Origin of the sequence: Shouchella miscanthi (assembly GCF_007725405.1) — a bacterium.
GTDB classification, from domain to species: Bacteria; Bacillota; Bacilli; order Bacillales; family Bacillaceae_D; genus Shouchella; species Shouchella hunanensis.
Genome location: NZ_CP042163.1, coordinates 4,002,225 through 4,014,691 on the forward strand (window position 1 = coordinate 4,002,225; position 12,467 = coordinate 4,014,691).

The 12,467-nt window shown below is 39.6% G+C and carries 12 protein-coding genes; 7 read left to right on the plus strand and 5 right to left on the minus strand.

All coding sequences use genetic code 11. The features are described 5' to 3' along the window. Positions 1-492: 492 nt before the first annotated feature. A complete protein-coding gene (gene pepF / locus FPV17_RS20430; protein ID WP_144560256.1) occupies positions 493-2,280 on the plus strand; it encodes an oligoendopeptidase F in 1,788 nt (595 codons plus the stop codon). A 115-nt stretch (positions 2,281-2,395) separates the two neighbouring features. Here the strand turns inward: pepF and FPV17_RS20435 are convergent, their stop codons facing one another. Then, on the minus strand, positions 2,396-2,941 hold the full coding sequence (locus FPV17_RS20435; RefSeq protein WP_055735458.1) for a YwhD family protein: 546 nt from the start codon (positions 2,939-2,941) through the stop codon (positions 2,396-2,398). Between the two features lie 240 nt (positions 2,942-3,181). Between FPV17_RS20435 and FPV17_RS20440 the strand changes: the two genes are divergently transcribed. The 3 genes from FPV17_RS20440 to thmT are packed head-to-tail and all read left to right on the plus strand — an operon-like array spanning position 3,182 to position 5,189. Continuing rightward, complete coding sequence (locus tag FPV17_RS20440; protein WP_144560257.1) at positions 3,182-4,267, plus strand: processed acidic surface protein; 1,086 nt, start codon at positions 3,182-3,184, stop codon at positions 4,265-4,267. A gap of 3 nt (positions 4,268-4,270) precedes the next feature. Continuing rightward, entirely contained in the window at positions 4,271-4,948 is a 678-nt protein-coding gene (gene srtD / locus FPV17_RS20445) for a class D sortase, LPxTATN-specific (RefSeq protein ID WP_246117080.1), read from the plus strand. 55 nt (positions 4,949-5,003) lie between these two features. Beyond that, positions 5,004-5,189: a 2-hydroxymuconate tautomerase gene (gene thmT / locus FPV17_RS20450; RefSeq protein WP_035394240.1), complete on the plus strand. Its 186-nt coding sequence runs from the start codon at positions 5,004-5,006 to the stop codon at positions 5,187-5,189. A gap of 310 nt (positions 5,190-5,499) precedes the next feature. Here thmT and FPV17_RS20455 read toward each other — a convergent pair whose 3' ends face one another. From FPV17_RS20455 to FPV17_RS20465, 3 genes are all read right to left on the minus strand, one after another. Beyond that, positions 5,500-6,000: a YwgA family protein gene (locus tag FPV17_RS20455; RefSeq protein ID WP_144560258.1), complete on the minus strand. Its 501-nt coding sequence runs from the start codon at positions 5,998-6,000 to the stop codon at positions 5,500-5,502. A gap of 11 nt (positions 6,001-6,011) precedes the next feature. Beyond that, a complete protein-coding gene (locus FPV17_RS20460) occupies positions 6,012-7,292 on the minus strand; it encodes an HD domain-containing protein (protein WP_186370679.1) in 1,281 nt (426 codons plus the stop codon). 113 nt (positions 7,293-7,405) lie between these two features. Beyond that, positions 7,406-8,641 carry a dicarboxylate/amino acid:cation symporter gene (locus FPV17_RS20465; RefSeq protein ID WP_144560260.1) on the minus strand — a complete coding sequence of 412 codons (1,236 nt, stop codon included), beginning with the start codon at positions 8,639-8,641 and terminating at the stop codon, positions 7,406-7,408. Positions 8,642-8,839: 198 nt separating this feature from the next. Here FPV17_RS20465 and FPV17_RS20470 point away from each other — a divergent pair, with 198 nt between their 5' ends. Then, entirely contained in the window at positions 8,840-9,667 is an 828-nt protein-coding gene (locus FPV17_RS20470; protein WP_246117081.1) for a lipoate--protein ligase family protein, read from the plus strand. A gap of 38 nt (positions 9,668-9,705) precedes the next feature. Here FPV17_RS20470 and pta read toward each other — a convergent pair whose 3' ends face one another. Beyond that, the gene (gene pta / locus FPV17_RS20475; protein WP_035394234.1) at positions 9,706-10,701 is read right to left on the minus strand and encodes a phosphate acetyltransferase; all 996 of its coding nucleotides are present in this window, start codon (positions 10,699-10,701) and stop codon (positions 9,706-9,708) included. A gap of 186 nt (positions 10,702-10,887) precedes the next feature. Between pta and FPV17_RS20480 the strand changes: the two genes are divergently transcribed. Both FPV17_RS20480 and hemQ read left to right on the plus strand, forming a co-directional pair. Continuing rightward, the gene (locus FPV17_RS20480; RefSeq protein WP_144560262.1) at positions 10,888-11,637 is read left to right on the plus strand and encodes an enoyl-CoA hydratase/isomerase family protein; all 750 of its coding nucleotides are present in this window, start codon (positions 10,888-10,890) and stop codon (positions 11,635-11,637) included. Between the two features lie 72 nt (positions 11,638-11,709). Continuing rightward, complete coding sequence (gene hemQ, locus FPV17_RS20485) at positions 11,710-12,459, plus strand: hydrogen peroxide-dependent heme synthase (protein ID WP_144560263.1); 750 nt, start codon at positions 11,710-11,712, stop codon at positions 12,457-12,459. The last annotated feature ends 8 nt before the right edge of the window (positions 12,460-12,467 follow it).

Here is a 12,467-nt window from a genome sequence, read left to right on the forward strand (position 1 = left end):
AGATATAAATATCATTATCCTATCTACTATTATTGATATTACTAGTGAAATTACAAGTATTACTATTCCTAAGTAAGAATACATCTTTGCTTTAGACATCAATTAACACACCTCTTTACAATAATGGAATAAGACGTAGATACAGCAGAATGTAGCTAGAGAACCATCAAAAATATTGGATCTATTTAAAATCGTATAGCTTCATCTCGATTCTTCTCACTGACGCAAACTTTTTATTTTTTGCTTTGATTCACTTACACTAGATATTTACGCCTCATAACAACTCTCGAACTTATAATAAAAGTTCAATATGTAACTCATTCAACGATAAAAAGTATATTCCTTTCTAATAAATACAAACGTTCAACAAAAACACTTTTTAGAAGCTGTCAAATTACCATAAATGTTTTTAAAATCTCAGATTCAAACATAATTTACCGCTTGCGTGCTACACTAGAACGAATACGCTATTAACTTCGAAGGGGTGTCTAGATGACGACATATTCAACACGAAAAGAAGTCCCTGATCACGAAAAGTGGGATTTGACCGATTTATTTAACAATGAACAGGAATGGCGCGCTAAATTAGAAGAATGCGAAAGCATCTGTGACAAATTACAAACATATGATGGCGCTATTACTAGTGGCTCCGATTTGTTAGCCTACTTAAAAACACAAGAAGAGCTTTCGTTTCATTTGCGAAAAGTATTTGCGTATACCATGTTTTTAACCGACATTGATACGAGGGATTCTCATGCGCAAACGTTAAGTGATCGCACAACAAAGCTTGGGGTGAAAGTAAGTGAATCAACCGCTTTTTTTATGCCATTCCTCTTAAGCTTAAATGAGGAAACACTTCGTTCTTACTTAAAAGAAGAAAAAGAACTCGAATATTTCGAAGACGAACTATGGAAATCGTTTCGGTTTAAAGACCACGTTCTTTCAAAAGAAAAAGAAGAATTGCTTTCGCAACTGAGCGAATCGTTTCAAGCTCCTGGCGCAACATTTAGTATGTTGAATAATGCAGATATACAATTTGGTGATGTAACCGACGATAAAGGGAAAAAAGTTCAATTAACAAGAGGCATGTATGCAAAGTTGATTGAAGACGAGGATCGAAATAAGAGAAAAGAAGCGTACAAAGCTTACTATAAGCCGTACATTGAACTAAATAATACGATTGCTACAACACTCGGTGCGGAAATTAAAAAGAATGCAACCATGGCGAAAGTACGCAACTATGAGTCCGCTCTGCAAAAAGCTCTTTTTGCGGACGACATTGATCCAGCTGTATATGATCAGTTAATTGAGGCAGCGAGAAACCATATTCAACCATTACATGAATACAGCCGATTACGTAAGGAAAAGCTTGGTGTTGATGAACTGCGCCAATACGACTTAAATGCATCGATTGTACCTGGTGTCAAAGCAGACATTCCGTATGAGGAAGCATACAGCACGATGATTCACGCTTTACAGCCATTAGGTGAAGAGTACGTTGAGCGATTAAAAGAGTTTAAAGATAAACGCTATATTGACGTAAGGGAAACACCTGCAAAGCGTTCAGGCGCTTACAATATGGGCGTTTATGGTGTCCACCCATTTGTTCTTTTAAATCATCACGATGATTTAAATAGCTTATTTACACTTGTTCATGAAATGGGTCATGCACTACACAGTCATTATTCAAGCAAGCACCAGCCACAAATAACCGCAAGCTATCGCATTTTTGTTGCCGAAGTAGCATCAACGGTAAACGAAGTTTTGCTAATTAACTATTTGTTAAATGAAACGACGGATGAGAAAATGCGAGCTTACTTATTAAATCATTTCATCGAACAATTCCGCGGTACCTTTTTCACGCAAGTAATGTTTGCTGATTTTGAGAAGCAAACCCATGAAAAAGCAGAAAACGGTGAATCGCTAAATGCAGAAAACTTAAATACACTATATGAAGAGCTTTTCCGCCTTTATAACGGTCCAGATATTGTATTTGATGATGAGGTGAAATACGGATGGTCTCGCATCCCTCACTTCTATCGTGCCTTTTATGTATACCAATACGCAACAGGATTCGCCTCAGCCATTCAAATTGCCACTAAGATTTTAGAAGGCGATAAAGACGTCCTTGAGTCGTATTTAACGTTCCTTAAAAGTGGAAGCTCAGCCGATCCATTGGAGCTCCTTAAAGCGGTAGGAGTCGATTTAACCACTCCTGAACCAATCGAAGCAGCAATGAAAAAATTCGCAGAGCTTGTAGACGAATTGAAAAAACTATAAAAAAACAGCCGAGGGGTATACGTACACCCTCGGCTGCTTTTTTGTCCTAGCACTAGTAAGCGTAAAACAAAGACATTAAAAGAACAATAGATCTTATCATTTATTCACAATTTGTTCAAATTTTTAACGCTTCTTGCAACGTTGATGATGCATTCCAAATGTCTTCACTATGTCCTTTTAAGAAATCAGCTAACACTTTACGAGAAGAGGCATCCATATCTTCAACCGATACTTTTCCTTTTAATGCTTTGTCCATCTGATTCACATGCTCTGGCATGCTTTTATAGCCACGTTTTGCTCCTTTGTTTACTGTCATATAGCAGGCGGAAACGCCACTGTAATAAGGTTTTTTATCTTTTGTCTCAATTGTAATCCAAACTAGCCAATAACGCTTCATGCCTTCTGTTGGGACATCTTCGAGGGTTGGAATAAACTTCACTCGTTTTTCAACAGCAGAACGTGCATGAAGCGCCCCCATATCAACAAACGCCTCTTGTTCATCAATATTAATAAACAATGGCGTCATATGATCTAAGTTAATGAGACCAGCTCCGTATCCACCATGGCCATCTGTCGCATCAGAATCGTTACTAAGAATCGTAAAGTTTGAAGACTTCTTCGCCTTCTTCAAATTATTATTATTGAGCAAATCCACGATCATCCGCCCTTTCTAGTTTCATCATTCATGATTTCATTGTATCATAAGTTGATTTTCAGATCAGCCAGTATGCCACACACGAATAATTTGGAGCATTTAGAAGGATTTTGTCGCATTTCTGTGCATATGCGAACTAATTCTAAAGTTTTTCTAAAATTTTCGATATTATGATGACAAATGAAGGGATATCACTATATAATTACCTTGCAAGAAAAATATGACAACTGAATATAGGAGGAACACATGAAAAAATTATTGTCCTTATCACTTATTTTTACATTGCTTTTATCTCTTATTGCACCGAGTCTTAGTTTTGCCCACTCATTAGATCAGGACGAGCTAAATGAGTACTTAGCGTACATAGACATGACTGAAGAAGAGCTTGAAATATATTTAAATGATCGCTGGCAAACCGCTTTAGACGAGTTTAGTACAGTCGAAGAATTAGAGGATTATTTAGGTGACTTATTAACTGAAGAAAGTTATTATCAACTTTTAGAAGATTACGGAGTTTCTGAAGACGACTTCTTAGCTTTATTAGAAGAGTTAATGATTTCAATGGATTACTTTATTTTCTATGATGACTTAGATATGTTCCTATGGGCACATTTTGGTGATGATGACTGGTATGAGTTTCCTGACTTATCGGGTTACTTAAAAGAGTTTAGCCTTAGTGATGAAGAATTATGGAACTTAATGATGCACTTCCTTGAAGTAAGAGAAACAAACCCACATTTATCAGCAGACTTAAACGCATTAAAAGAGCGTGGTTTTGCTTTCCGTGATGGCGCTTTTGAATCCATTACAGAATTAAACGCACAAGAAATCGCTGAACTTTTCGCAATTGGCGAAAAAGCAATTGATTTACTAAAATTACAACCAGCTTATTACGTTGACAAAGCTGGACAAGACAAAAAACCAGTCGATTTAGCTGCTTTAGCAAAATCCGGCATTGAAAAAGAATATAAGCTTCTTGTTGAATTGTATAATGAATCTGGCGACTTCTTAGCTGATTTTTATATCACTCCAGAGATGTTTAACTCCCATTTCATTAAAGATATTTTAGATGATGTGAACAACATCGGTAAAGAAGTAGAAGAATCATTAAAAGAAACGCCGAAAAACGGTGGCGAAGCACCAGCTAAAAAAGCACCTGTATCAGGTGGTCAAGATAGTAGCGACACATCTAAAAAGCTGACAAAAACGGTTGATGGTGCGAAAATGCCTAAAACATCAAGCAACTACCCACTTTTCGCTTTACTTGGTCTTGGATTAATGGGCGCTGGCTTACTTGTATTCCGTCGTTCGATGAAAAAAGAGGCTGTATAAGTCGTGGCACGTTTTAAAAAGCGGAAACGAAACGTTAAAAAGACGGTCTTAACGATTTTTGCTGTTCTGTTAATCGCTTTTGGTGCTTATCTTACAACAACAACCGGGTTCAAAATACTACATGGCTATGTCCTTTACAAGTTCATGCCTGCGGAAGAAACGTTAGTCGCCCACACCCTTTCAGGAAAAGGAGAGAGCGAGCCTGCTCTTGCCTCAACAATAAACCCTGAAGTGAGTGAGTGGCAGCCTGAAATCGGTGAAGTTATGGGGAAATTGAGCATTCCAGTCTTAGACTCAAGCTGGCCAATCATTCATGGCACTGGTGATGAGGAGCTTGATCGAGGGGTCGGGCATTTCGATGGAAGTGTACTCCCTGGCGAAAATGACAACAGCGTCTTATCCGGTCATAACAACACCGTCTTTCATCATTTAGGTGATGTAGGTGAAGGAGACGAGATTATCGTCGAAACGAAGAGCGGTGTGTTTACCTACAAAGTCCATACCGTTCGCATTGTTGACGAGGATGATCGGACAGTCATTGTCTCCACAGACGATGCGCAATTAACGTTAACGACTTGTTATCCATTTCACGTTGTCGGTTTCGCGCCTGAACGTTATGTTCTTGTTGCAGATCTCGTTGATTCACAGTTTAATCAGTCTTTAGCCCTTTTTACTGAATAAAAGAAAACTCCTTTCTGGTATACTCAACGTATGCTATAAGAAGGGAGTTTTTTTCATGCCAATTGTAACAATTCAAATGCTTGAAGGTCGCAGTGATGATCAAAAGCGAGCACTCGTGGAGCAAGTAACTGCAGCGGTCTCGGAAACAACACAAGCTCCAAAAGAGCGTATCTCGGTTATCATTGATGAAATGAAGCCGACTAACTTCGGTGTTGCAGGGGTTCGACAAAGCGATCAATAAAAGTAAAAAGGAGCGTTCCCATTATGGACACTCCTTTTTACTATGCGCATCTCTATGATGTTTGCGCACGTAGTGAGATATAAAAAACCAATTTAACAGAATGACCGCAACCACAGTCAATCCCATCATTGGTGACGATAAAATTAAGATTAGAATTAACGGGATGCCCACAGCGAACATAAGTAGCATAAATGTAAAGCTGAGCAAAGATGGCGCCACCTTTCTTCTCTTGTCATGGTGTTCTCTTGCTTTTAGTGTATACAACGATACGCGCCATAACTACAAAACTGCTGTAAAATAAAATGTAAGACTATGAACCTTCATAGAATATTTGACGCTCTCTTAGCATTGTTAAATAGGTTTCTGCATGAAGCCACTCTTGATCTGAATAGCGAGAGATGAGATGAGGATCACGAACACCATCGCCTTCCATTTGTTGAAAATACAGCAATGCCGCCATTTGTTCGAGGGTCGCTAGCGGCTGCTCATTTAACGCTTTATACATAGGGGTAAAGCTGTCTTCTCCTCTCTTTGTACGTAATGTATGTAAAAACCCTTCACCCTCTTCTGTTAGTACATAAACAGAATCAATGTCATGCTGTTCCTCTTGAAGAAAGTGGAGGTTGCACAGCTCTTCCAATCGTACGAATAAATCCTCTGAATATGGACCTAATCGATGATAGCGATATTTTTCCGCAAACGGGGCCCCAAAAGACTTAGCAATATAAATGATTTTCTGCAGTTTCTTATGTTCAATCGTATTCTCACATAAGGAAAAAAGGTTCAATACTTGTGCATGATGGGTTAGCACGTTAGCCCTCCTCACATTTGTTTCAGAATGGATTCGATTTTAAGCCTAATAGACGAATCAAGTGATGCAATCGTATCAGCTGGGTAATAAAGCTTATGATCCGTTCGTTTCTTCCCTGAGATCGATTCAACTACATCTGATTCGCTTGAAAGCTCCTTTAATTGACCGTTTTTCATTAGCAGTTGAATCGGTACCCTCTGTTCTTCTCCTGGCCTGTACACGTCGTATGGCAAGTCTGAAGAGGAATCTATTTCCAAATAATAATCGGCATCCATTCCAGCTTCCCAAAAAAGTTCTTGAAGAGCCATTATATCGGTTAACCGCTCGTTTGGATGGCATTCTACATATGCAAACAAACGACGATTTAAAAACCGATGACATAAGTCTTCTAAGATTGGATCATCTTCTTTTTGCCAACACTGAAAATAATAATGCATGACAGATTCATCTAATTGTAAGTAATCGTTGATTGTCATTGCGCCTGAGAAAATGGACTCAAAATGATGCGGAGGCTGTTTGAATGGATACCCCTCTTCGTGCAACGCTTTTACCCGTTTTAGAATTTTACTCAGGATCACTTCAGAGCTTCTCGTAACCGGATGAAAATATACTTGCCAGTACATTTGGTAGCGACTCATAATATAGTCTTCTACGGCGTGCATGCCACTTGCTTTCACAACGACTTGATCGTCCATCGGTCGCATCACCCGCAAAATTCGCTCCAGATCAAATTGACCGTAGCTCACACCGGTATAATAGGCATCCCTTAATAAATAATCCATGCGATCCGCATCAATCTGACTTGAAATCATACTCGTTACAAGCTTGTTTGCAGACGTTTTCTCAATGACAGCGGCAACTTCTTTCGGGAAGTCTGCATGCACGTGACGGAGCACTTCATTCACCTCTGTATCGCCGAGGATGATTAGCCTCGTCCATTCCTCGTGATCGGTATCAAATACTTTTTCAAACGAATGGGAGAACGGTCCGTGTCCAATGTCATGGAGTAAGGCTGCGCTAAGCGCTAGAAGTCGATCCTCATCATTCCACATCGGTTTATCGCTAAAGTTGGTAATCAATCGCCTCATAATCTCATACACACCTAAAGAGTGATTAAAGCGGGAATGCTCCGCACCATGAAAGGTAAACGATGTCGTCCCTAATTGACGAACCCTTCGCAAACGCTGAAATTCACTCGTCCCAATTAAATCCCATAGTAACTTGTCCTGCACATGTATGTAGCGATGAACAGGATCTTTAAACACTTTTTCTTCTGTTAGCCTTATGGACATGCTTCTCCCCCCTTTTATCCTCTTATTATAAAGTTTCTCCTCCTTTAAAAAAAGGCTTGATCTCATAAAAAAAAACTCAAACCGAAGGATCGGTTTGAGTCTCGTTATTCATGTTAAGCAGAGATTTCTCCCCGCCGCTTTTCGTTTCGATCAACAATAACAGCTAGAACCGCATCACCTGTAATGTTTACAGCTGTTCTCATCATATCAAGTAAACGGTCAATACCAATAATTAATCCAATTGCATCTGGTGGCAACCCTACTGAAGTTAAGACCATCGCAAGCATAATCATGCCGACACCAGGCACCCCTGCTGTTCCGATACTTGCCAGTGTCGCCGTTAAGACGATAATAAGCATTTGAGTGATCGTTAAATCGACCCCGTACACTTGGGCAATAAAGACTGTGGCAACAGCTTGCATAATGCCTGTTCCATCCATGTTGATTGTTGCTCCAAGAGGCTGAACAAATCCAGAAACCTGTTTAGAGACACCTAAGTTTTCTTGAGCAGATTTCATTGATAAGGGTAGCACAGCATTTGAGCTTGACAAGCTAAATGCCATTGTCATTGCTGGCGCAAAGCCTTTAAAGAACTTCACAGGACTCATTTTTCCTAAGAAGTACACAATCAACCCATATACGATAATACCATGGAAAATTAATACACCTGTAACGGTAAGGAAGTAAGACAACAGTGAACCAACTGCTCCCCACCCTGCTTCACCAAGAGCAGATGCAATTAGTGCAAACGCACCAATTGGAGCAAATGCCATGACAAACGTAACAATTTTCATCATAATGTCGTTAGCTTGTACAAAGAATACTTTGACTGTTTCTACTTTTTTACCGAGCATGGCCATAGCAAGTCCAACAAATATAGCAAACGAGATAATTTGAAGCATTTCCATATTCGCCATTGATTCAATTGGGTTATTTGGAATAATATTGACTAACGTATCCATAATTGGTACAGAATCGGCTACTTCATAATCCTCAGCAATACCATCACCAAGAAGGCCCGGTGAACCTGGCTGAACGATTTGAGCGGCAATAATTCCAATAGTTAATGAGATAGCAGAAGTAGCGAGAAAAAAGATAACCGTTTGTATCCCCATTCGTCCAAGTTGCTTTGGGCTCCCTAAATCAGAAATACCTACAACTAGCGAGAAGAATACAAGCGGAACAACCACCATCATTATGAGACGTAAAAAGACCGTACCGGCTGGATCCAGGAGGTACTGGTTTAGCCAGTTAAATGCATCTTGCGAAAAATAAGGTAAAATTAGACCTAGTAATGCACCAAATAATAAACCTAATAAAATATTTCGTGTAAGCTTATTCTTATCCACTTAATTTCCCCCAAACGTATTCGACATTCTTTCTATTCCGTTTACTATTTTCTACAATCTTCACAAACATTTACTAAATCGCTTACTTTTTGTAAAACTTTTTTCAGTATAACGGCTGGATTGAAATTGCGCAACTTCCTTTTTATAGGAAGGCTATTTACATGGTATACTAGTAGCGGCATGAAAGGAATGATTTTATTGGCTAATGTATCACCATTCCAGTCTAAAGTGAGTACGTGGAAGCTTGTTGATCACAGCAAAGAATACTTACAAACCAGTGCTTTACATTCTTTTGCTTATGACGATTTGCTGTGCACTCTAGCCGGCAAAAAAAACCAACCTTCCCTCCGATTTTGGGTTCATCAAAATACAATTGTATTAGGGACACAAGACTCACGCTTAGACTCTATAAACGAAGCAATTACGTTTCTAGAAAAAAATAATTACCAAGTTGTTGTCCGTAATTCAGGCGGTTTAGCCGTTCTGTTAGACGATGGTGTTCTTAATCTTTCTCTTATTTTTCCTGGTGAAACAACATCTTCTATAGATGGTGGATACGAGCGTATGGTTGCGTTGATTCGGGCCATGTTTCCTCAAGCGACTATTCATACAGGTGAAGTGGTCGGATCCTACTGCCCTGGAAGCTACGACTTGAGTATTGACGGCAAGAAATTTGCAGGCATTTCACAACGGAGAATACGTGGCGGAATTGCTGTGCAAATTTATTTATGTGTCACAGGCAGTGGAGCCCAAAGAGCTCACATCGTAAAACAAATGTATGAGCATGGGATTGGACAGTCAAAACCTTCTTATACCGTTCCTTCCATTGATCCAGCCGTAATGGGTTCAATAAATGAATTACTAAATACGACCTATACGGTCGAAGAAATTGTTCAACGTACAATCGACACTGCGCTAACCTTTGGTATTACGCTTGAACACCACGTGCTTTCAGAAGAAGAAGAGCTGCTTTTTGAAGCACAGCTTGAACGAGTAACGCAACGTCAAAATCGTTGTCTTCATTAAGAAAATAAGCTTTCGGAATGTAATCCGAAAGCTTTTTCTTATGCTTTTTGCGTTTCTGTTTGCGTAATAGCTTGCATAGCTGTAATCAAACTTAACTTATACACATCGTCTACGTTACAACCACGTGATAAATCGTTCACTGGTTTATTTAAACCTTGTAAGATTGGTCCAATTGCATCGTAGCCACCAAGTCTTTGAGCAATTTTATAGCCAAGGTTACCTGACTCTAGGCTAGGGAAAATAAAGACATTCGCTTCACCTTTTAACGGTGAATCCGGCGCTTTCTTCTGCGCAACTGCAGGGACAAACGCTGCATCAAACTGGAACTCTCCATCAATAACAAGGTCAGGACGGCTTTCTTGAGCGATCTTCGTAGCCGCAGATACCTTTTGTGTTTCTTGAGACGATGCAGAACCAAGGGTTGAGAATGACAACATGGCTACCTTTGGATCAATCCCAAACAATTTAGCCGTGTCTGCCGTTGCCGTTGCAATCTCAGCTAACTCTTCTTCATTTGGTGAAATATTAATCGCACAATCACCGAACACAAACTTTTTGTCTTCCTTTACCATCACAAACACACCAGATGTGCGTTTAATGCCAGGTAATGTTTTAATAATTTGTAAAGCTGGACGAACCGTATCTCCAGTTGAATGGGCAGCACCGCTCACTAAGCCATCTGCTTTTTCCATGTAAACAAGCATCGTCCCAAAATAATTTACGTCCATAAGAAGTTCACGCGCCTGCTCTTCCGTTGCTTTTCCTTTACGTCTTTCAACGAAAGCTTCGACCATGGCATCAAGGTGTGCATACGTCTTTGGATTATAAATAGTTACATCATCGATCTTTACGTTTATTTTATCAGCAAGAGACGCAATCTCGTCTGGATTTCCAATTAAAATCGGTTCAACTACGTTATCCGCTGCAAGCTTAACCGCAGCTTCAAGAACACGTTCATCGGTTCCTTCTGGCAATACGATACTTGGTTTATGAGACCCTACCTGCTGCTTAATATCAGCAAATAAATTACTCACGTTAAATAACCTCCTTCAGTTTTCGTTCTTCCTCTATTTTAGGATACCCTGCTTTAGAAGAAAAGGAAACAGACTCCTATAAAGCGTTAATTTTAAAAATTGACACATTGATTACGCTTACACATAAATAAAGGGTTTTCATTTGTTATGATCGAATTATGTAGAAAACCATTCTAGGAGGATTTTATGAGTGACCAACTGGTAAAACTAGCTATTAAGAACAATGTCGCAACGATTACCTTAAATCGACCAGAAGTAAGAAATGCTTTAAACGATGAGGCTCACGAACAACTTTATAGAGCATTTGAAGAGGCCGACGAACATAGTGAGGTTCGAGTTATTGTGTTAACAGGAAGTGGAAATGCTTTTTGTTCTGGAGCCGACTTAAAATCCATTGACCCAGATGATCTAGAAAATGTAAATTACGGAAGAATTTTAAGAGAAACGTACAATAAATTAATTACCCTTATGGCTCATATTGGCAAACCCATTATCGCTCATATGAATGGTGTTGCCGTAGGAGCAGGTCTTAGTATCGCACTTGCCTGTGATTACCGCGTTGCAGATAAAGAAGCCAGTTTTGGTTTAGGATTTTTGAAAATAGGTCTTGTTCCTGATGCAGGAATGTCTTACTATCTACCCCGGTTAGTTGGCTATCCTAAAGCATTAGAGCTCGCTATAATGAATACCATTTCTAGTGAGAAAGCATTAGAAATCGGTCTAATTAGTAGTATTGATGATATTGATACAACGATACAAAACTGTTTGGCGCTGCCACCAACGGCTTATCGGCTAATGAAGAACAATTTCAGGGAGAGCTTCGATCATCATTTAGCAGAGCTATTAGAAATGGAAGTAACCGCTCAACGAGAAGCTAGTGAATCAAAAGAACACCGTGTAGCTCTTGACTATTTTGTGAATAAAAGCAAGCGATAACGTTTCTCATTCAGTATTTATCCCTCCTTATGGTATAGTGTATAGAGAGATCGTTAGAGGAGGATTTGTACGATGAATGAAGCAGCTAAAACCCTTGATGGTTGGTATGTTTTGCACGATTTTCGCAAGATCGACTGGAGCTCATGGAAGGCGGTTCCACAAAGTGAGCGAGATGGTATGATTGAGGAATTCACGTCCCTATTAAACCAATGGAGCGATACAGAAGCAAATGGTAAAGGAAGCCACGCATTGTATTCAATCGTTGGTCAAAAAGCAGATCTTATGATCATGCTTCTTCGTCCAACGATGGAAGAATTAAATCACATTGAGCTTGCTTTCGATAAGTCTGGACTAGCCGATTACACGCTTCCGACTTATTCGTATGTTTCTGTTGTTGAATTAAGCAACTATTTAGCAAAAGAATCTGATGAAGATCCTTACGAAAACCCTTATGTTCGCTCACGTCTTTACCCTGAACTACCTAAATGGAAGCATGTTTGTTTCTACCCGATGGACAAACGTCGTGAAGGCAACGATAACTGGTACATGCTGCCGATGGATGAGCGTAAAGACTTAATGCGTAGCCATGGCATGATTGGGCGCAGCTATGCAGGCAAAGTAAAACAAATCATTTCCGGTTCTGTTGGTTTTGACGACTGGGAATGGGGCGTGACATTATTTTCTGACGATGTCCTTCAGTTTAAGAAATTGGTTTATGAAATGCGTTTTGACGAAGTGTCGGCGCGTTACGGAGAGTTTGGCTCTTTCTATGTCGGCAATCTATTAGAGACAGATGCGCTCTCTAAGTATTTTCATCTATAAGTAAAAAG